The organism is Saccharopolyspora sp. SCSIO 74807 (genome assembly GCF_037023755.1).
In the GTDB taxonomy this organism is placed as follows: Bacteria; Actinomycetota; Actinomycetes; order Mycobacteriales; family Pseudonocardiaceae; genus Saccharopolyspora_C; species Saccharopolyspora_C galaxeae.
On the sequence record NZ_CP146100.1, the window covers coordinates 3,786,207 to 3,805,963 of the forward strand.

At 71.5% G+C, this 19,757-nt stretch carries 19 protein-coding genes; 12 read left to right on the forward strand and 7 right to left on the reverse strand.

Translation table 11 applies throughout. From position 1 onward, the window contains the following. Nucleotides 1-93 precede the first annotated feature (93 nt). The 4 genes from uvrC to whiA all read left to right on the forward strand — a co-directional run bounded on the left by uvrC (nucleotide 94) and on the right by whiA (nucleotide 5,169). Entirely contained in the window at nucleotides 94-2,187 is a 2,094-nt protein-coding gene (uvrC, locus tag V1457_RS17470) for an excinuclease ABC subunit UvrC (protein WP_200069769.1), read from the forward strand. Next, nucleotides 2,184-3,062 carry an RNase adapter RapZ gene (rapZ, locus tag V1457_RS17475; protein WP_200069768.1) on the forward strand — a complete coding sequence of 293 codons (879 nt, stop codon included), beginning with the start codon at nucleotides 2,184-2,186 and terminating at the stop codon, nucleotides 3,060-3,062. The genes uvrC and rapZ overlap by 4 nt, the downstream gene beginning before the upstream one ends. 167 nt (nucleotides 3,063-3,229) lie before the next feature. Beyond that, a complete protein-coding gene (gene yvcK / locus V1457_RS17480; protein ID WP_200069921.1) occupies nucleotides 3,230-4,192 on the forward strand; it encodes a uridine diphosphate-N-acetylglucosamine-binding protein YvcK in 963 nt (320 codons plus the stop codon). Then, complete coding sequence (whiA, locus tag V1457_RS17485; RefSeq protein WP_200069767.1) at nucleotides 4,183-5,169, forward strand: DNA-binding protein WhiA; 987 nt, start codon at nucleotides 4,183-4,185, stop codon at nucleotides 5,167-5,169. The genes yvcK and whiA overlap by 10 nt, the downstream gene beginning before the upstream one ends. Nucleotides 5,170-5,434: 265 nt before the next feature. On the opposite strand, the gene V1457_RS17490 is transcribed toward whiA, so the two are convergent. Continuing rightward, the gene (locus V1457_RS17490) at nucleotides 5,435-6,370 is read right to left on the reverse strand and encodes a glycoside hydrolase family 16 protein (RefSeq protein WP_200069766.1); all 936 of its coding nucleotides are present in this window, start codon (nucleotides 6,368-6,370) and stop codon (nucleotides 5,435-5,437) included. 291 nt (nucleotides 6,371-6,661) lie between these two features. Between V1457_RS17490 and gap the strand changes: the two genes are divergently transcribed. The 8 genes from gap to rraA all read left to right on the forward strand — a co-directional run bounded on the left by gap (nucleotide 6,662) and on the right by rraA (nucleotide 12,676). Continuing rightward, the gene (gene gap / locus V1457_RS17495; RefSeq protein ID WP_200069765.1) at nucleotides 6,662-7,672 is read left to right on the forward strand and encodes a type I glyceraldehyde-3-phosphate dehydrogenase; all 1,011 of its coding nucleotides are present in this window, start codon (nucleotides 6,662-6,664) and stop codon (nucleotides 7,670-7,672) included. 166 nt (nucleotides 7,673-7,838) lie between these two features. Then, nucleotides 7,839-9,041, forward strand: a complete 1,203-nt coding sequence (locus V1457_RS17500) for a phosphoglycerate kinase (protein ID WP_338595628.1) — start codon at nucleotides 7,839-7,841, stop codon at nucleotides 9,039-9,041. Then, nucleotides 9,041-9,826, forward strand: a complete 786-nt coding sequence (gene tpiA, locus V1457_RS17505) for a triose-phosphate isomerase (protein ID WP_200069763.1) — start codon at nucleotides 9,041-9,043, stop codon at nucleotides 9,824-9,826. Before V1457_RS17500 ends, tpiA begins: the two co-directional genes overlap by 1 nt. A 142-nt stretch (nucleotides 9,827-9,968) precedes the next feature. Next, complete coding sequence (gene secG, locus V1457_RS17510; protein ID WP_200069762.1) at nucleotides 9,969-10,205, forward strand: preprotein translocase subunit SecG; 237 nt, start codon at nucleotides 9,969-9,971, stop codon at nucleotides 10,203-10,205. Nucleotides 10,206-10,286: 81 nt separating this feature from the next. Further along, nucleotides 10,287-10,628, forward strand: a complete 342-nt coding sequence (locus V1457_RS17515; protein WP_200069761.1) for an RNA polymerase-binding protein RbpA — start codon at nucleotides 10,287-10,289, stop codon at nucleotides 10,626-10,628. Between the two features lie 154 nt (nucleotides 10,629-10,782). Continuing rightward, nucleotides 10,783-11,151: a hypothetical protein gene (locus tag V1457_RS17520; RefSeq protein ID WP_200069760.1), complete on the forward strand. Its 369-nt coding sequence runs from the start codon at nucleotides 10,783-10,785 to the stop codon at nucleotides 11,149-11,151. A gap of 139 nt (nucleotides 11,152-11,290) precedes the next feature. Continuing rightward, nucleotides 11,291-12,043 carry a hydrogenase nickel incorporation protein HypB gene (gene hypB, locus V1457_RS17525; RefSeq protein ID WP_295142846.1) on the forward strand — a complete coding sequence of 251 codons (753 nt, stop codon included), beginning with the start codon at nucleotides 11,291-11,293 and terminating at the stop codon, nucleotides 12,041-12,043. 159 nt (nucleotides 12,044-12,202) lie between these two features. Further along, nucleotides 12,203-12,676 (forward strand): ribonuclease E activity regulator RraA, encoded by a 474-nt coding sequence (gene rraA / locus V1457_RS17530; RefSeq protein ID WP_200069759.1) that lies wholly within the window; start codon nucleotides 12,203-12,205, stop codon nucleotides 12,674-12,676. A 106-nt stretch (nucleotides 12,677-12,782) separates the two neighbouring features. Here the strand turns inward: rraA and V1457_RS17535 are convergent, their stop codons facing one another. From V1457_RS17535 to tal, 6 genes are all read right to left on the reverse strand, one after another. Beyond that, nucleotides 12,783-13,472 (reverse strand): pyridoxamine 5'-phosphate oxidase family protein, encoded by a 690-nt coding sequence (locus tag V1457_RS17535; RefSeq protein WP_200069758.1) that lies wholly within the window; start codon nucleotides 13,470-13,472, stop codon nucleotides 12,783-12,785. Between the two features lie 127 nt (nucleotides 13,473-13,599). Continuing rightward, nucleotides 13,600-14,364 (reverse strand): 6-phosphogluconolactonase, encoded by a 765-nt coding sequence (pgl, locus tag V1457_RS17540; protein ID WP_200069757.1) that lies wholly within the window; start codon nucleotides 14,362-14,364, stop codon nucleotides 13,600-13,602. Further along, entirely contained in the window at nucleotides 14,361-15,353 is a 993-nt protein-coding gene (gene opcA, locus V1457_RS17545) for a glucose-6-phosphate dehydrogenase assembly protein OpcA (protein ID WP_200069756.1), read from the reverse strand. Before opcA ends, pgl begins: the two co-directional genes overlap by 4 nt. After that, nucleotides 15,350-16,885, reverse strand: a complete 1,536-nt coding sequence (gene zwf / locus V1457_RS17550; RefSeq protein WP_200069755.1) for a glucose-6-phosphate dehydrogenase — start codon at nucleotides 16,883-16,885, stop codon at nucleotides 15,350-15,352. The genes opcA and zwf overlap by 4 nt, the downstream gene beginning before the upstream one ends. Continuing rightward, nucleotides 16,882-18,516 (reverse strand): glucose-6-phosphate isomerase, encoded by a 1,635-nt coding sequence (locus tag V1457_RS17555; protein ID WP_338595632.1) that lies wholly within the window; start codon nucleotides 18,514-18,516, stop codon nucleotides 16,882-16,884. The genes zwf and V1457_RS17555 overlap by 4 nt, the downstream gene beginning before the upstream one ends. A gap of 133 nt (nucleotides 18,517-18,649) precedes the next feature. Then, on the reverse strand, nucleotides 18,650-19,753 hold the full coding sequence (gene tal / locus V1457_RS17560) for a transaldolase (protein ID WP_200069753.1): 1,104 nt from the start codon (nucleotides 19,751-19,753) through the stop codon (nucleotides 18,650-18,652). Between the last annotated feature and the right edge of the window lie 4 nt (nucleotides 19,754-19,757).

The following is a 19,757-nucleotide window of genomic DNA, read 5'->3' on the forward strand; positions in this document are numbered from 1 at the left end:
ACCTCGACCGGCCGAGGTGACCAAGGGGCGAAGGTCCTCGCGCGCCGCGATGGGCGTGACGGGGAGTGTCGGCCGCGCACGTAGGGTGGAGCCGTGGCCGACCCGTCGACATACCGACCCGCCCCAGGCACGATCCCGGACGCGCCCGGCGTGTACCGGTTCCACGATGCCGAGGGCCGGGTCATCTACGTCGGCAAGGCGAAAAGCCTGCGCAGCAGGTTGTCGAACTACTTCGCGGACCTGTCCGGGCTGCACCCGCGCACCCGCCGGATGGTCACCACCGCGACCGGGGTGCGCTGGACCGTGGTCGGCACCGAGGTCGAGGCGCTGCAGCTGGAGTACTCCTGGATCAAGGAGTACGACCCGCGGTTCAACGTCCGCTACCGCGACGACAAGACCTACCCGGTGCTGGCCGTGACGCTGCACGAGGAGTACCCGCGGCTGCACGTCTACCGCGGTCCGCGGCGCAAGGGCGTGCGCTACTTCGGCCCCTACGCGCACGCCTGGGCGATCCGGGAGACGCTGGACATGCTGCTGCGCGTGTTCCCGGCGCGGACCTGCTCGAACACCGTGTTCAAGCGGCACGGGCAGATCGGGCGGCCCTGCCTGCTGGGCTACATCGGCAAATGCTCCGCGCCGTGCGTCGACCGGGTCAGCGCCGAGGAGCACCGGTCCATCGTGGACGATTTCTGCGATTTCCTGTCCGGGCGCACCGACACCTTGATGCGCAAGCTGGACAAGGAGATGCAGCGGGCTTCCGAGCAGCTGGAGTTCGAGCGCGCCGCCCGGCTGCGCGACGACCTCGAAGCGCTGCGCCGGGCGATGGAGAAGCAGGCCGTGGTGCTCGGCGACGGCACCGACGCCGACGTGATCGCCTTCGCCGAGGACGAGCTCGCCGCCGCGGTGCAGGTCTTCCACATCCGCGGCGGCCGGGTCCGCGGCCAGCGCGGCTGGGTGATCGACAAGGTGGACGACACCAGCACCGCCGCGCTGACCGGGCAGTTCCTCAGCCAGTTCTACGGCGAGCAGGCCGCGCTGGCCGATCAGGCCGACGCGGGCGGTACGCCGGTGCCGCGCGAGGTGCTGGTGCCGGAACTGCCCGAGGACTCCGAGGCGCTGGCGCAGTGGCTCGGCGGCCTGCGCGGCAGCAAGGTGCACCTGCGCGTTCCGCAGCGCGGCGACAAGCGCACCCTGATGGAGACCGTCGAGCGCAACGCCAAGGAGGCGTTCGCCCAGTACAAGCTGCGCCGCGCAGGCGATCTCACCGCCCGCTCGGCCGCGCTGCAGGAGCTGCAGGAGGCGCTGGCGCTGGACAGCGCACCGCTGCGGATCGAATGCGTCGACGTCAGCCACGTGCAGGGCAGCGACGTGGTGGCCTCGCTGGTGGTGTTCGAGGACGGGGTGCCGCGCAAGTCCGAGTACCGCCGGTTCTCGGTGCGCGAAGGCGCCGAGGGCGGTGACGTCGGCTCGATCGACGAGGTGGTCCGGCGGAGGTTCGCCCGGTACCTGAAGGAAGCCTCGGCCGAGGCGGGTCCCGATGCCGCGCCGGAGAACGACGGCGAATCCGCCACCGGCGGTTCGACCGGCGCCGAAGCGGCGCAACCGGACGGCGAGGCCGTGCGACCGGACGGTGCGGCGGGGGCCGACGAGGCCGCGGACTCCGCACCCGGCATCGACCCGGAGACCGGCCGCCCGCGCAAGTTCGCCTACCCGCCGAACCTGCTGGTCATCGACGGCGGCGCGGCGCAGGCCAACGCCGCAGCGGACGCGCTGGCCGAACTCGGCATCACCGACGTGGCGGTGATCGGCCTGGCCAAGCGGCTCGAAGAGGTGTGGCTGCCCGCCGAGCCGGACCCGGTCGTCCTGCCGCGCACCAGCGAAGCGCTGTACCTGCTGCAGCGGGTGCGCGACGAGGCGCACCGGTTCGCGATCAGCTACCACCGCAAGAAGCGCTCGAAGCGGCTCAGCTCCTCGGAGCTGGATTCGGTACCCGGGCTGGGGCAGACCCGCAAGACCGCGCTGCTCAAGCACTTCGGCTCGGTGCGCAAGCTCAAGCAGGCGGGGGTTCAGGAGATCATGGCGGTGCCCGGCTTCGGCAGGCGCACCGCGGAGAGCGTGCACGCGGCCCTGGCCGGCCGGGCAGGGGCAAGCGGGGGAGACACCGGCACTGAAGGGGAGAGTCAGTGAGTGAGGAGCAGTCGGGCATCGAGGTCGCCGTGGTCAGCGGCCTCTCCGGCGCCGGGCGCAGCACGGCCGCGAAATGCCTGGAGGACCTGGGCTGGTTCGTGGTGGACAACCTGCCGCCGGAGCTGATCGCGACGATGGTGGAGCTGGGGGCGCGCTCCAGCGGCGCGATCACCCGCGTCGCGGTGGTGATGGACGTGCGCAGCCGCGCGTTCACCGAGGACCTCGGCTCGGTGATCAAGGACCTGGACGCGCGCGGCTACAAGCCGAAGGTGCTGTTCCTGGAGGCCACCGACGAGGTGCTGATCCGCCGCTTCGAGCAGGTGCGCCGCGGACATCCGCTGCAGGGCGAGGGCAGGCTGGCCGACGGCATCGCCGCCGAGCGGTCGCTGCTGTCCCGGTTGCGTTCGGAGGCCGACCTGGTCGTGGACACCACCGGGATATCGGTGCACCAGCTGCGCACCAAGATCGAGGACGCGTTCGGCAGCGAGGCCGAGACCCGCACCCGCGTGACCGTGCTGTCCTTCGGCTACAAGTACGGCCTGCCGATGGACGCCGACCTGGTGATGGACTGCCGGTTCCTGCCGAACCCGTTCTGGATCCCGGAACTGCGCGAGTTCACCGGCCTCGACGAGGAGGTGCGCAACTACGTGCTCGGCCAGGAGGGCGCCGAGGAGTTCCTGCGCAGCTACCAGGACCTGCTGCGGCTGGTCGGCGCCGGCTACCACCGCGAGGGCAAGCGGTACCTGACGCTGGCGCTGGGTTGCACCGGTGGCAAGCACCGCAGCGTCTCCCTGGTGGAGGAGATGGCCCGCAGACTCGCCGACGACGAGGGGATGATGGTCAAAACGGTGCATCGGGATCTGGGGCGCGAGTGACGGGACGGCCACCCCGCACCTCGGACGAGCGAACACCGGACGGGCAGGCGTCGGAGAACGCAGCGCCGGAGGGCCCAACACCCGAGACCCCAGCGCCGGACGGCTCGGCGCCGCGCGACTCAGCACCGCACGACCCGGCACCGGACGACCCGGCCGCCGACCGGCCGCTGCGCGCGGTCGCGCTCGGCGGCGGCCACGGCCTGCAGGCCACGCTCGGCGCGCTGAGCCGCCTCACCGCCGACGTGACCGCCGTGGTCACCGTCGCCGACGACGGCGGCTCCTCCGGCAGGCTGCGCCGCGAACTCGGCATGTTGCCACCCGGTGACCTGCGCAAAGCCCTCGCGGCGCTGGCCGCGCCGGACGAGGGCGGGCGGCTGTGGTCGGAGGTGTTCCAGCACCGCTTCGGCGGCAACGGCGCGCTGGCCGGGCACGCGGTGGGCAACCTGCTGCTGGCGGGGCTGCTGGACGTGCTCGGCGACCCGGTGCAGGTGCTCGAGCACGCCTCCCGGCTGATCGGTGCGCGCGGCCGGGTGCTGCCGATGTCGACCGAGCCGCTGGACATGGAGGCCGAGGTCGTCGGCCTCGACGCGGACCCGGCGGCGGTGCGCACCATCCGCGGCCAGGTGGCGATCGCCAGCACTCCCGGCCGGGTCCGCAAGGTCCGGCTGGCCGCCACCAACGGCGACTGGCGCACCCCGACGGCCTGCCCGGCCGCGGTGCAGGCGGTGCACGACGCCGATGTGGTGCTGCTCGGTCCGGGTTCGTGGTTCACCAGCGTGCTGCCGCACGTGCTGGTGCCGGAATTGCACGACGCGTTGGTGCACACCTCGGCGCGTCGCGTCGTGCTGCTCAACCTCGTCCCCCAACCTGGCGAGACCGCGGGGTTCTCACCCGAACAGCACCTGGACGTACTCTCGCAACACGCGCCCCGGATCACCGTGGACGCAGTGCTGGCCGACGCCGGTTCGGTGCCCACACCTGATCGGCTTCGCGCTGCGGCGGCGGGGCTGGGTGCGCAAACTCTGCTCGACAAGGTCGCCTCGCCCGGCGAGCCGGGCAGGCACGACCCGGAAGCGCTCGCGGCGAGCCTGGCGGCCGCGTTGGAGAGGAGGACTGACCGGTGGCGATGACCGCGGCGGTCAAGGACGAGTTGAGCCGGTTGCCGGTGAGCAAGACGTGCTGCCGCAGATCCGAGGTCTCCTCGCTGCTGCGCTTCGCCGGCGGATTGCACATCGTCGCCGGCCGCGTGGTGGTGGAGGCCGAACTGGACAGCGGGTCCACGGCGCGCAGGTTGCGCAAGGAGATCCACGAGCTGTTCGGGCACCACTCCGACGTGCACATGATCACCTCCGGCGGGCTGCGCAAGGGCACCCGCTACGTGGTGCGGGTGGTCAAGGACGGCGAGAGCCTCGCGCGCCAGACCGGATTGCTGGACCCGCGGGGCAGGCCGGTGCGGGGACTTCCCGCGCACGTGGTCTCCGGCGGTGCGTGCGATTCGGAATCGGCGTGGCGCGGTGCCTTCCTGGCGCACGGTTCGCTGACCGAGCCGGGCCGGTCGTCCTCGATGGAGGTCACCTGCCCCGGGCCGGAGGCGGCGCTGGCGCTGGTCGGCGCGGCGCGGCGGCTCGGGGTGCAGGCCAAGTCCCGCGAGGTGCGCGGCGCGGATCGGGTGGTGGTCCGCGACGGCGACGCGATCGGCGCGCTGCTGACCAAGCTCGGCGCGCACTCCAGCGTGCTGTCCTGGGAGGAGCGGCGGATGCGCCGCGAGGTGCGGGCCACCGCGAACCGGCTGGCGAACTTCGACGACGCGAACCTGCGCCGCTCGGCGCGCGCCGCGGTGGCCGCGGCCGCGCGGGTGCAGCGGGCGCTGGACGTGCTCGGGCCGACCGCCCCGGATCACCTGCTGGTGGCGGGCAGGCTGCGGCTGGCGCACCGGCAGGCATCGCTGGAGGAGCTGGGCCAGCTCGCGGACCCGCCGATGACCAAGGACGCGGTGGCCGGGCGGATCCGCAGGCTGCTGGCGATGGCCGACAAGCGCGCCCGCGAACTCGGCCTGCCGGACACCGAGTCCGCCGTCACACAGGAAATGCTCGAAGCCGAAGTCTGACTCGACTTCCCCGAGCGAACGGTTCCGGCCGAACTGTTCCGGCCGAACTGTTCCGGCCGAACTGCTCTGAGCGAACGGACCGTTGGTCCCAATAGATTGGGCGAACGGTCCGTTCACTTCCGGCGAACTCGCGTCGCGGGGGGCTCGTCCGAGCACTTCGGCGACATGCCCGGGCATCATCCGATCCGGGCTGAACGTTCTGAGCGAACGGACCGTTGGTCCCAATAGATCGGGCGAGCGGTCCGTTCACTCGGAAACGGGTGGGTCATTTGTTGTAGACGGCCACGTAGTCGACCTTCATCGGGTGGCCGGGCTCGGTGGCGTCGGTGGGCGTGGTGATGCCGGAGTTCTTGTCCGGGAACTGCCCGCCGATGGCGACGTTGAGCAGCACGAAGTAGCCGTCGTGCGAGGTCATCCGCTGCCAGGCGGCGTCGCCGACCTCCGATTGCTTGACCGAGTGGTACTGCTGCCCGTCGACGTACCAGCGGAGTTCCTCGTCGTCGGTGCTGCGGTCCCACTCGAAGGAATACGTGTGGAAGCCCGATTGGCAGGTCGAGTCCGGGCATTCCCGGCTGCCGACCCGCCCGTCGGTCTCGTTGCAGGCGCCGCCCGGGGAAACATCGCAGTGCAGCACGCCGTACACGCGGTTCTCGGCGTTGACGTTCTCCATCAGGTCGAACTCGCCGACGCCGGGCCAGCTGTAGAGGTCGGTCTTGTACGGCGAGCCGAGCGCCCAGAACGCGGGCCAGTAGCCCAGCGCCTTGTCCGCGGGCACGTCCGGCATCTGCACCCGGCTCTCGATGCGCACCACCCCGCCCTCGGCGGCTTTGAAGTCGGCGCGCTCGGTCTCGATCCGCGACGAGGTCCAGTTGCCCGCGTCGTCCTTCAGCGGCGTGATCACCAGGTTGCCGTCGCCGTCCTGGCTGAGGTTGGCGGGATCGGCGGTGTAGTTCTGGATCTCCCCGGTGCCCCAGTTCTCCGGCCCGCCCGGGTAGCCGTGCCCGGTGTCGATCTTCCAGTCCGGACCCGGCGAGGAGCCCGCGGCGCCGGTGAAGTCGTCGCTGAAGGTCGTCGTCCAGCCGTCACCGGGCGGCGGGACGTCCGCACCGGCGGGTGCGGTGGCCAGGGCGGTCAGGCCCAGTCCGGCGGCGAGTGCCGCGGCGGCCAGGTTGCGGCCGCGCGGTCGTGCGGGTGCGCGCATGTGCGTTCCTCCGAGTCGGGCCCGGCCGCGCCGGGGAGGCGGAACCGGTGCGCGGAATCGCCGATCATCGATCAGCCTGATCATTCTGGGAGGGCTCGCCGGGGCGGTCGACCGACGGATGTCGCACGTCGGCCCCGCCGAAAGGCACAACCCGCGTACCGCCCGCGTGTTCACCCCGCCGACGCCGCGCCCGCCCGCCTGCGTCGCTGGCCGGGGCATATAGGGTTGCGAGCGAGTCCATCAACCGCTCACCCGCCGCCCAGCGGCAGGGTCAGTTACGAGGAGATAGGCGTGACCGTTCGCGTAGGCATCAACGGCTTCGGTCGCATCGGGCGGAACTTCTGGCGCGCGGCGATGGCCAGTGACCACGACATCGAGGTCGTGGCCGCCAACGACTTGGGCGACGTCGCGACCATGGCCCACCTGCTCAAGTACGACAGCGTCCTCGGGCGCCTGGAGCAGGACGTGAAGGTCACCGGCGAAGGCATCGAGGTGGGCGGCAAGCCGATCAAGATCCTGGCCGAGAAGGACCCGGGCAAGCTGCCCTGGGGCGACCTGGGCGTGGACGTCGTGGTCGAGTCCACCGGCTTTTTCACCAACGCCTCCGACGCCCGCAAGCACGTCGACGAGGGCGGGGCGAAGAAGGTCATCATCTCGGCGCCCGCCAAGAACGAGGACCTGACCGTGGTCCTGGGCGTCAACGACGACAAGTACGACGGCACGCAGACGATCATCTCGAACGCCTCCTGCACCACGAACTGCCTGGCGCCGATGGTCAAGGTGCTCGACGACGCGTTCGGCATCGAGCGCGGCCTGATGACCACCGTGCACGCCTACACCGCGGACCAGAACCTGCAGGACGGCCCGCACAAGGACCTGCGGCGCGCCCGCGCGGCCGCGGTCAACGTGGTGCCGACCAGCACCGGTGCGGCCAAGGCGATCGGCCTGGTGCTGCCGGAGCTCAACGGCAAGCTGGACGGCTACGCGATGCGCGTTCCGGTGCCGACCGGCTCGGTCACCGACCTCACCGCCAACGTGCGCGCCGACGTCACCGCCGAGGACGTCAACGCGGCGTTCCGCGCCGCCGCGGGCGAGGGCAAGCTCAAGGGCGTGCTGCGCTACAGCGAGGACCCGATCGTCTCCAGCGACATCGTCACCGACCCGGCCTCGACCGTGTTCGACGCGCCGCTGACCAAGGTCATCGGCGACCAGGTCAAGATCGTCGGCTGGTACGACAACGAGTGGGGCTACTCCAACCGCATCGCCGACCTGGCGAAGCTGGTCGGTTCCAAGCTGGCCTGACCTGCTCGCTCCGCGGCGCACCGCTCCCGCGAGCCGGGTGCGCCGCTGCCGGGATGCACCGCGGCCGGGACGCGCTGGGGCCAGCGCCGTGCACCGGCCGGAAGATGATGAAGGTCCCGCACGGGCCGGTCGGCCCGTGCGGGACTTCCCACATGAGGAGCAGACGGTGAAGAACCTCGACGATCTGCTGTCCGAGGGTGTCCGGGGCAGGCGCGTGCTGCTGCGCGCGGACCTCAACGTCCCGCTGGACGGCGACAAGATCACCGACGACGGCCGGGTGCGCGCGTCGTTGCCGACGATCGAAAAGCTGATCGGGGCGGGTGCGCGCGTCGTCGTCACCGCCCACCTCGGCCGCCCCAAGGGCGAGCCGGATCCGCAGTTCTCGCTGGCCCCGGTAGCCCGCCGCCTCGGCGAGCTGCTCGGCGCGCACGTCGCCCCGGCGGGCGACGTGGTGGGCGACTCGGCCCGCTCGGTGGTCGACGGGCTCGCCGACGGCTCGGTCGGGCTGCTGGAGAACGTGCGCTTCGACCCGCGCGAGACCAGCAAGGACGATGCCGAGCGCGGTGCGTTCGCCCAGGAGCTGGTCGACCTGATCGGTCCGGACGGAGCGTTCGTCTCGGACGGTTTCGGCGTGGTGCACCGCAAGCAGGCGTCGGTCTACGACGTGGCGAAGCTGCTGCCGGGCTACGCGGGCGGGCTCGTGCTGTCCGAGGTCGACGTGCTGCGCACGCTGACCGGCGACCCGCGGCGGCCGTACGTGGTGGTGCTCGGCGGCTCGAAGGTCTCCGACAAGTTCGGGGTGATCGAGGCGCTGCTGCCGAAGGTGGACAAGCTGCTCATCGGCGGCGGCATGGCCTACACCTTCCTGGCCGCGAAGGGCTACCAGGTCGGCTCCTCGCTGCTGCAGGAGGACCAGCTCGCGGCGACCCGCGAGCTGCTGGAGCGCCACGGCGACAAGCTCGTGCTGCCGGTCGACGTGGTGGCCGCCGACCGGTTCGCCGCCGACGCGCAGGTGCAGGTCGTGGACTCCGGGGCGATCCCGGACGGCTGGATGGGCCTGGACATCGGCCCGCGCAGCGTCGAGCTGTTCGCCGGCGCGCTGCGCTCGGCCGGGACGGTGTTCTGGAACGGCCCGGCGGGCGTGTTCGAGTTCGACGCGTTCGCCGCGGGCACCCGCGGTCTCGCGCAGGCGATCGTGGACTCCGACTCGTTCAGCGTGGTCGGCGGCGGTGACTCCGCGGCCGCGGTGCGCACCCTCGGGTTGCCCGAGGACGGGTTCTCGCACATCTCCACCGGGGGCGGCGCCTCGCTGGAATTCCTGGAAGGCAAGCAGCTGCCGGGCGTGGCAGTGCTGGAGGGCGGCGACTGATGGCCAGGACACCCCTGATCGCGGGCAACTGGAAGATGAACCTGAACCACCTGGAGGCCATCGCCCTGGTGCAGAAGGTCGCTTTCGCGCTGCCCGAGAAGTACTTCTCGAAGGTCGAGGTGGCGGTGATCCCGCCGTTCACCGACATCCGCAGCGTGCAGACCCTGATCGACGGGGACAAGCTGCTGCTCAAGCACGGCGCGCAGGACGTCTCCGAGCACGAGTCCGGCGCCTACACCGGCGAGGTGTCCGGCCCGATGCTGGCGAAGCTGGGCTGCAGCTACGTCGTGGTCGGGCACTCCGAGCGCCGGGAGCAGCACGCCGAGACCGACGAGGTCGTCAACCGCAAGGTGCGCGCGGTGCTCAAGAACGACATGACGCCGATCCTGTGCATCGGCGAGGCCCTGGAGGTCCGCGAGTCCGGCGGGCACGTCGAGCACTGCACCACGCAGTTGATCAACGCGCTGAAGGGGCTCAAGGCCGAGCAGGTCCGCCAGGTCGTGGTGGCCTACGAGCCGGTGTGGGCGATCGGCACCGGCAAGGTCGCCACCGCCGACGACGCGCAGGAGGTCTGCGGCGCGGTCCGCAAGGCGTTGGCGGACAAGTACGGCAACGAGATCGCCGACGAGGTGCGGGTGCTCTACGGCGGCTCGGTGAAGTCCAGCAACATCGGTGAACTGGTCGGCCAGAGCGACGTGGACGGCGCGCTGGTCGGCGGTGCGAGCCTCAACGGCGACGAGTTCGCCAAGCTCAGCGCCATGGCCGCGGGCGGCCCGCTGCCCTGACCGGGGGCCGGCCGGCGGGATCCCGCCGGCCGCACCCGCCGCGCGATATGGAACTTCGAGACCGGCTAAGGCGGACGGCGGTCCACCGCCCGGAGCCCACCCGGTACTCTCAGTGGCGAACCGCTGTGTGAACGAGGGCGTGATGAGTCTTTTCCTGCAGATCATGTTGATCGTGACGAGTGTGCTGCTGGTGCTGCTGGTGCTGCTGCACAAGGCAAAGGGCGGCGGGCTCTCCTCGCTCTTCGGCGGCGGTATGCAGTCCAGCCTGTCCGGTTCCAGCGTGGCGGAGAAGAACCTGGATCGGATGACGTTGTTCGTCATCGCGCTGTGGGTCATCTCCATCGTCGGCACCGGCCTGATGATCTCGGTCGGCAGCTGAGCGGAACCGGCGAGCTGGTGGGACCAGCAGCGGCCGGCCGCGATGGCCGGTCGTTCGGTGCGGCTTGGTGGGTGAGAGGGCATGACTGGCGGTAACGCGATCCGCGGCACGCGCGTCGGCGCGGGCCCGATGGGTGAGACCGAGCGGGGTGAGTCGGCGCCGCGCAGGCGGGTCGACTACTGGTGCGCCAACGGCCACCACACGCGCCCGTTCTTCTCGATGGACGCGGAGGTGCCCGACGAGTGGGATTGCCCGCGGTGCGGCCTGCCCGCGGGTCAGGACGAGGAGAACCCGCCAGAGGCCCGGCGCAACGAGCCGTACAAGAGCCACTTGGCGTACGTGAAGGAACGCCGCAGCGACTCCGACGGCATGGCCATCCTCGACGAGGCGCTGTCCAGGTTGCAGGAGCGCCGCGGGCGCTGAGCACGTGTTCGCCGCGGGCGGGCGGGGAGTTTCCCTCCCCGCCCGCTTTCGTTTGCCCGCGCCGCGGAACATCGAGTTGTGCCGGGGATTCCGGCGGTCTTAGCTTTGGTGGCGCGCCGCAACGCGAATCGTCGCTGACGGGAAGCAGGCCAGCATGGGGTTCTCCGCCGAGGTCCGCCCGCCCACCGGGTGGCTGCGGATCGTCGGCGCGGTGCGACCGGCGGAGGGCGAGGTCGTCACGACCCGCATCGCCGATGACTCCGATTCCGCGCGCCGCGCGGGACCGTACGTGGCGGTGTGCAAAGTGGACGGTGCGGTGCGGGCGTTCCGCGACGAGTGCCCGCAGTGCGGGCTGCCGGTCGGCGGTGGCCGGTTGGACGGCGGATTGCTGTGGTGCCCCGGCTGCTTCGAGCCCTACGACGTGCGGGCGGGCGGTGTCGGGCGCAAGCGCCCGAGGCTGCGGCTGATTTCGTTGTCACTGCGCGAGGATGACGGCGCCGTATGCGTTGCTCTGTCCGCGTGAAGTGCGTTTCCGGGGCGCTCGGCGGCTCTTCCGGTGTGGAGAACCGTCCGGCTCTCTGCCACGATGAGATGATCTTTACCGCGTTGGGGACGGATCCACCGGACTCGGCCTGGACGCCACGCGTGGAGGTGCAGTGACCATGTGCGGTGGGTGCGCAAGAGGCGACCGCGGCGGGGTCCGGCTCTCCGGGCCGGAATTCCCGGAATCCGGCGGTACCGCACCGTCCTATTCGGACGACCCGGTGCCGCGGCAGCGCAGCTCCGGCGCCGAACGGACCCGCAAGGCGTTGGCACACCGCAGGATCCTCGCGCTGCACCTGATGAGTTCGCCCGGTTCCGGCAAGACCACGCTGCTGGAGCGCACGCTCGGCGAACTGGCACCCGCGATGTCCATCTCGGTGATCGAAGGCGATCAGGAGACCCACCTCGACGCCGACCGGCTGCGCACCGCGGGCTGCCGGGTGGTGCAGATCAACACCGGTTGCGGCGGACACCTGGACGCGGACATGGTCGAGGAGGGGCTGCGCTCGCTGCAGCCGGCCGGACGTTCGATGGTGTTCATCGAGAACATCGGCAACCTCGCCGCCCCGGCGTTGTTCGACCTCGGCGAGCACCGGCGGGTGCTGATCGTGTCGACCACCGAGGGCGAGGACAAGCCGCTGAAGTACCCGCACGTCTTCCGCGGCACCGACCTGGTGCTGCTGAACAAGACGGACCTGCTGCCGCACCTGGAGTTCGACGTGCAGCGGTTCGTGGCGCACGCGCGGCACGTCCACCCGGGCATCCGGGTGCTGCCGCTGTCGGCCAAGTGCGGTGACGGCCTCGACGACTGGTGCGGCTGGCTGCGCGCGAACCACACCGCCGACGTGCCGGAGCAGCCGGCGCGGCACTGATCGCAGGTCTGCTCGGGAATCCCCGGTTTCCGCTCGGGGCGAGCCGCTGTGGCGTTGCTCGCGGCCGCGGGATCGGCGCGCGGATCACCCGCTACTCTCGCCCGAAATCAGACCGTGCGTGGCGGGCACGGCGCCGCCAGCCAGATGAGGAGACCTTGGATGGACGTGTCCACCGCTGACCTCGCCGACCGGGAAGGCCCGCAGGTCCGCAGTTGCGACGTGCAGTTCCGGCAGTACGGCGGACGCACCGAGTTCGCGGGCCGGATCCGCACGGTGACCTGCTTCCAGGACAACGCGCTGCTGAAGAAGGTGCTCTCCGAGCCGGGGGAGGGGCAGGTGCTCGTCATCGACGGCGCGAGCTCGGTGCACACCGCGCTGATCGGGGACCTGATCGCGGAGCTGGGCCGCTCCAACGGCTGGAGCGGTGTCGTGATCAACGGCGCGGTGCGGGACGCGGCGGTGCTGGCCGAGATGGAGTTCGGGGTGAAGGCGCTCGGCTCGAACCCGCGCAAGAGCTCGAAGAACGGCGACGGAACGGTGGACGAGGTGGTGGAACTCGGCGGCGTCCGATTCGTGCCGGGGGAGTACCTGGTCAGCGATCAGGACGGCGTCGTGGTCCTGACCGAGCCGTGATCCGTCCGGTTCGGCTCTGATCCGATCCGCCGCCAAGTGCACCAGGTACAGCCCGTGGTGGTCTGCTGTGCGGCGCCGGTGGTTCGCCGCCCGGTTGCGCGAGTTTTCAGCGCGCCGCTCTGCGCGCGACGTGCGCGGGTGTGGTGGTGCCGTCCGGGAGGTCTGGGGCCGGGATCGGCTCGCCCCACTGCTGCCGCAGCGGCAGCCTGCCCGCCCACGCCGCCGCGGCTTCGACGTCGGCCGGGTCGTCGCCGGGCGGGCCGGAGCGGGACTTCACCGACGCTTCGTCCAGCGGCATGGCCACCACCGAAACCCCGGCGAGCTCCTTGGCGGAAGGCTCCCGCGCGTGCTCCCACGAGCCCGGCGCGAGGTGCTCGGTCAGCACCCGCAGGCCGTGCAGCTTCTCGTCCGGATCGGTCACCGCCCGCAACCGGCCGTGGATGACCGCGCTGCGGTAGTTCATCGAGTGGTGCTGCAGCGAGCGGGCATAAATGATCTCGTCCAGCAGCGTGACGGTCACGCACGCCTCGGGCTCGGCTTCGGCGGCCAGCAGGCTGCGCGCGCCGCTGGAGCCGTGCAGGTAGAGGGTTTCCGCGTCGCGGCCGATCCCGGTGGGCAGCACGACCGGATGGCCGTCGAGGACCAGGCCGAGGTGGCAGACCAGCGCCGCGTCGAGGATCGCGTGCAGCTCTGCGCGGTCGGTGCCCGCGCGTTCCTTCTTGCGACCCAGGCTGCTGCGGGGAGTCGGGGACAGCGGTGCTGAGGCGGCAGGTGCGGCGGTGGTTCGTTCGGTCATGCCGACATCCTGCGCGCGTCAGTGGCCATTCCGAACAGCCAATTCCGGAGCAGAACAGAAGTCCACTTTTCCCGGGCGAAAAAGTGCCGCCCGCTCCGGGAGCGGGCGGCACTGCTGCACGGCGCTGTCAGTGCGCGCGCGGGACCTGCGCGGCCGCGTCCGGGTCGAGCAGCCACAGCGTCCGCTCCCGGCCCTGCGCACCGGCCGCCGGGATGGCCGCCGGATCGGTGCCGCCGAGCGCGGCGGCCACCGGCTCGGCCTTCGCCCCGCCCGTGGTCATCAGCCACACCTCGTTCGCGGAGCGGATCGCGGGCAGCGTCAGCGAGATCCGCGTCGGTGGGGGTTTCGGGCAGTCGTGCACGCCCACCACCGGCCGCTCTGACTCGCGCACGTAAGGCGTGTCCGGGAACAGCGAAGCCGTGTGGCCCTCCTCGCCGACACCGAGCAGCAGCACGTCGAACCGCGGCGCCGGGAAGTCCGCGGACGCCTCCGCGACGGTGGCGAGCAGTTCCGCGTAGTGCGCGGCTGCCGCGTCCGCGTCCGCGCCGAACCTGCCGTCCGACGGAGCCATCGGGTGCACCCGCTCCGGCGTGACGCCGACGTGGTCCAGCAGCGCCTCGCGGGCCTGGGTCTCGTTGCGGTCCGGATCGCCGTCGGGCAGGAACCGCTCGTCGCCCCAGTAGAAGTCGACGGCCGCCCAGTCCACGGCCTCCCGCGCGGGCGAGACCCGCACCTGCTCCAGCACCCCGATACCCGTGCGGCCGCCGGTGAGCACCACCGAGGCGACCCCGTGCACCGACTGCACATCGACGATCCGGGTGATCAGCCGGGCGGCCGCCGCGGCCGCGAGGACATCGCCGTCGTCGTGCACGACGACCTGGTGCTGGGTCATGCGCTGCCTTCCACCGCTTCCGCGGGCTGCTCGTGCTGCTGCTCCGGGTGCTCGTCCGGTCCGGGCTCCGCGCCGCGGCGGATACCCGCCAGGCCGCCCAAGGTCGCCTCGTAGATCTCGTCCGCGTCCAGCCTGCGCAGCTCCTCGGCGAGGCAGTCCCGCACCTCGCGGCGCTGCAGCGCGATCCGGCGATCCGGCTGTCCTGGCTGGGTCAGCGTACCGACCTTGCCGTCCGGGCGGAGGATCTTGATCGAGCCCGACGGGCGGCGCAGCTCGGCCGAGACGATGCCCGGCCCGCGCGGGTGCTCCTCGCGCTGCACCGGCACGTTCAGGTAGGCGCCCAGCCAAGCCGCGAGCAGATCGGTCGACGGCGAATCCGGCGCGCCGCTGACGACCGCGGAAGTGATCGCCTCGTAGGGCGGCAGGTCCAGCGCCGCGGTCAGCATCGCCCGCCACGAGGTCAGCCGCGTCCACGCCAGGTCGGTGTCGCCCTCGGTGTAGGAACGCAGCCGCGTCTGCAGCGTCGCGATCGGGTCGTCCTCGGCCGCGGCGTCGGTGATCCGGCGGTGCGACAGCTGCCCGATCGGATCCGCGCCGGGACTCTCCGGCGCGTCGTGCGGCCACCACGCCACCACCGGCGCGTCCGGCAGCAGCAGCGGCACCACCGAACCGGCGCCCTCGTCGGCCAGCTCCCCGTACAGCCGCAGCACCACGACCTCGGAGGCACCGGCGTCGCCGCCGATGCGGATCTGGGCGTCCAGCCGCGGAGCGGCCTCCTTGGCGCCGCGCGCGACGACGATCACCCGCGCCGGGTGCTCCCGGCTGGCCTCGTTGGCGGCTTGGATGGCAGGTTCGGTCTCCGCGCCGTCGCCGGTGACGATCACCAGCGTCAGCACCCGGCCGAGCGCGACCGCGCCACCGGTCTCGCGCAGCTCGACCATCTTCTTGTTGACCTGCGAAGTCGTGGTCGAAGGCAGGTCGATGATCACGGTCGCCTCCAGGCACGTCCGGTTCGGTTGAGCATCTCGTCCGCCGACGGCGGTCCCCAGGTGCCCGCCTTGTAGTCCTCCGGCGTCCCGTGCGCCGCCCAGTAGTCCAGCACCGGGTCGAGGATCTTCCAGGACTGCTCGACCTCGGCGTTGACCGGGAACAGCGACGGCTCGCCGAGCAGCACGTCCAGGATCAGCCGCTCGTAGGCCTCCGGGGACGACTCGGTGAACGCGTGGCCGTAGCCGAAGTCCATCGTCACGTCGCGCACCTCCATCGAGGTGCCCGGCACCTTGGAACCGAAGCGCATCGTCACGCCCTCGTCCGGCTGCACCCGGATCACCAGCGCGTTCTGCCCGAGCTCCTCGGTCATGGTGTCGTCGAAGGGCAGGTGCGGGGCGCGCTTGAACACCACCGCGATCTCGGTGACCCTGCGGCCCAGCCGCTTGCCGGTGCGCAGGTAGAACGGCACGCCAGCCCAGCGGCGGCTCTCCACCTCGAGGGTGATCGCCGCGAACGTCTCGGTGGTCGAGTCCGAGCTGAACCCGCCCTCCTCGTGCAGGCCCGGCACCAGCGAACCGCCCTGCCAGCCGCCGGTGTACTGGCCGCGCGCGGTGGTCTCGGCGAACGGGCCGACCGGCTTGGTCGCCGAGAGCACCTTCAGCTTCTCCGCGCGCAGGTCCTGCGGCGAGAAGCTGACCGGCTCCTCCATCGCGGTCAGCGCCATCAGCTGCAGCAGGTGGTTCTGGATCACGTCGCGGGCCGCGCCGATGCCGTCGTAGTAGCCCGCGCGCCCGCCGAGCCCGATGTCCTCGGCCATCGTGATCTGCACGTGGTCCACGTAGTGCGCGTTCCACAGCGGCTCGAACATCTGGTTCGCGAACCGCAGCGCCATGATGTTCTGCACCGTCTCCTTGCCGAGGTAGTGGTCGATGCGGAACACCGACTCCTCGGGGAAGACGTCGTTGACGATGCCGTTGAGCTCCTGGGCGCTTTCCAGGTCGTGCCCGAACGGCTTCTCGATCACGATACGGCGCCACTGGTCCGGGGTCTGGTCGGTCAGCCCGGAACGGGACAGCTGGGTCAGCACCGTCGGGAACGCCGAGGGCGGCACCGACAGGTAGAAGGCGTGGTTGCCGCCGGTGCCGCGCTCCTTGTCGAGCTGCTTGACGGTCTCGGCGAGCCGGTCGAACGCGGCCGGGTCGTCGAACGAGCCCGGTACGAAGCGGATGCCCTCGGCCAGCCGGTTCCACACGCTCTCGTGGAACGGCGTGCGCGCGTGCTCCTTGACCGCCTCGTAGACGACCTGCATGAAGTCCTGGTCTTCCCAGTCCCGCCGGGCGAACCCGGTCAGCGCGAAGCCCGGCGGCAGCAGCCCGCGGTTGGCCAGGTCGTAGATCGCGGGCATCAGCTTCTTGCGGGACAGGTCCCCGGTCACGCCGAAGATCGTCAGGCCGGACGGCCCGGCGATCCGCGGCAGCCGCTTGTCGCGCGGATCCCGTAGCGGGTTGCGCGGGAGATCTTGGGAGCTCACGCCCCACCCCTCTCGTCTTGCAGGTCCTGCACGGCCTTGACCAGCTCGACCAGGCCCGCGGCCCGGTCGGTCAGGTGCAGCCGCAGCACCGGGCGGCTGTGCTGGGCCAGGACCTGACCGTCGCCCAGTGCCTGCGCGCGCTGCAGCACCGCCAGCGAGTACGGCCGGTCCGGGACGTCCAGGTCTTCCTCGGATTCGCCGGTGATCTGCAGGAACGCGCCGTTCTGGTGGCCGCCCTTGTGGTACTGCCCGGTGGAGTGCAGGAAGCGCGGACCCCACCCGAAAGTCGTCTGCGAACCGGTGCGGCGGGCCAGCTCGGGCCGCAGCACCGCCGCCGAAGCGTCGTCCAGCCGGTCCAGGTACGCCTGCACCGCGAGGTAGCCGCTGCTCGGCGCGGACTTCACGAACGCGCGCAGCGCCTCGGAGACGGTGCCGACTCCGGCGCTGAACCACTCACCGCTGGCGTACACCTCGATCGAGCCGTCGACCAGCGACGGAGTCGTCACCGGGCCGCCCGCCGGGCCGTCCAGCAGCGCGCGGGAGGCCTGCTTCGCGGCTTCCACGTCGGGCTGGTCGAACGGGTTGATCTCCAGCAGCCTGCCCACCAGCGCGGTGGCGAACTCCCACAGCAGGAACTGCGCGCCCAGCGGGCCGCGGGTCACCAGCTGCGCGCCGGCGACCTGGCCGCCGATCGCGACGGTCGTGGCGTCCGGCCCGGCGTCGGCGAAACCGGGTGCGTCGGCGTTCTCCACGACCACCGGCAGCAGGCCGGTGCCTTCCTTGCCGGTCGACTCGGCGATCAGCTGCTCGGCCCAGTCGCCGAAACCGGGGATGCCGGAGCCGCCGTCGGCCAGCACCACCTTCTCCGCGCCGCGTCCGTGCGCCGCGCCCCAGGCCGCGGCGAGCCGGGTCGCCGGGTTGTCCGCGTCATCGATGCTGACCGACCGGAACGCGGCGGCCGCGTCGTCCAGCAGCGTCGCGATGTCCGCGCCCGCCAGCCCGGCAGGGACCAGCCCGAACGCGGTCAGCGCGGAGTAGCGCCCGCCCACGTGCGGATCAGCGGTGAACACCCGCCGGTAGCCCGCTTCGTGCGCGGCGGACTCCATCGGTGACCCCGGGTCGGTGACCACCACGATGCGGGTTGCGGGATCGATTCCGTTCGCGGTGAACGCCGCCTCGAAGATGCGGCGGTGGCTGTCGGTCTCGACCGTGCTGCCCGACTTCGACGAGACCACCAGCACGGTGCTGTCCAGGTCGCCGGACAGCGCGTCGCCGACCTGCCCCGGATCGGTCGTGTCCAGCACCGTCAGCGGCACCCCGGCCGCGGCGGTGATCACCTCCGGCGCCAGCGAGGAGCCGCCCATGCCCGCCAGCACGATCCGGTCCAGGCCCTCGGACCGCAGCTCGGCGTGCAGCGCCTCGATCTCGGCGACCAGCGGGCGGGAGCTCTCGTGCAGCGTCGTCCAGGACAGCCGGATGGACGCCTCGTCCTCGGCTTCCGCGCCCCACAGCGTGGCGTCGCCCGCCGCCAGCTTGCTCGCAACCGCGTCGGCGGTGAGGTCCGCGGCCAGCGGCCGGGATTCGCCCGCCAGGCCCTCGTCTGCGATCTCGACTGAAGTTTCGGTTGCCATCTGCTTCCTTGTGCTCTCGATGATCGGACGTTCGGCGACGGCAGCGGTGGTTGTCGGGACATCGCCGGAGCGCGGCGGTCCCGGCGGCCGGGGTGCGCGAGCCCGGCGGACCCGCGCACCCCGGCCGAGCCGGTTACTTCCCGGCCTGGTCGAGCTGCTCGCGCACCGTGTCGAGCAGTTCCTCCCAGGACTTCTCGAACTTCTCCACGCCCTCGCGCTCCAGCACCGCGAACACGTCGTCGAGGTCGATGCCCGCATCGGTCAGCTCGTCGAACACCCGCTGCGAGGCGTCCTTGGTGCCGCTGACCTGGTCACCGGCGACCTGCGCGTGATCGGCGGTGGCGAACAGGGTGGCCTCCGGCATGGTGTTGACCGTGTTCGGCGCCACCAGCTGGTCGACGTAGCGGGTGTCGGAGTAGGACGGGTCCTTCACGCCGGTCGAGGCCCACAGCGGGCGCTGCGGCTTCGCACCGGCGGCGGCCAGCGCCTTGAACCGGTCGGAGGCGAAGACCTCCTCGTAGGCGGCGTAGGCCAGCCGCGCGTTCGCGATCGCGGCCTTGCCCTGCAGGTCCGCGCCGCCCTCGACGCCGTCGAGCCGCTTGTCGATCTCGGCGTCCACCCGGGAGACGAAGAACGACGCCACCGAGGCGATCTTGGCCAGGTCGTGGCCGTTGGCCTTGGCCTGCTCCAGACCGGCCAGGTAGGCGTCCATGACGTCCCGGTAGCGCTCCACCGAGAAGATCAGCGTCACGTTCACGCTGACCCCTTCGGCCAGCGCGCGGGTGATCGCGGGCAGGCCCTCCACGGTGGCGGGGATCTTCACCATCAGGTTCGGCCGGTCCACGGCCTTCCACAGCTCGAGCGCCTCGGCGACGGTGCGCTCGGTGTCGTGCGCCAGCCGCGGGTCGACCTCCAGCGAGACCCGGCCGTCCGCACCCGCCTCGTAGACGTTGCGGAACACGTCGGCGGCGTCGCGCACGTCCTTGGTGGTCAGCTCGCGGACCGTGTCGTCCACCCCGGCGCCGCGGGCGGCCAGGTCGCGGACCTGGTCGTTGTAGTCGGCGGCGTTCGACAGCGCCTTCGCGAAGATCGTCGGGTTGCTGGTCACGCCCACGACCGCGTAATCGTTGATCAACTCGGTCAGGTTGCCGGACGTGATCCGCTGGCGGGACAGGTCGTCCAGCCAGATCGCCACGCCCGCATCGCTGAGCGCGGTGAGGTTCTGGTTCTCGGTCACTGCA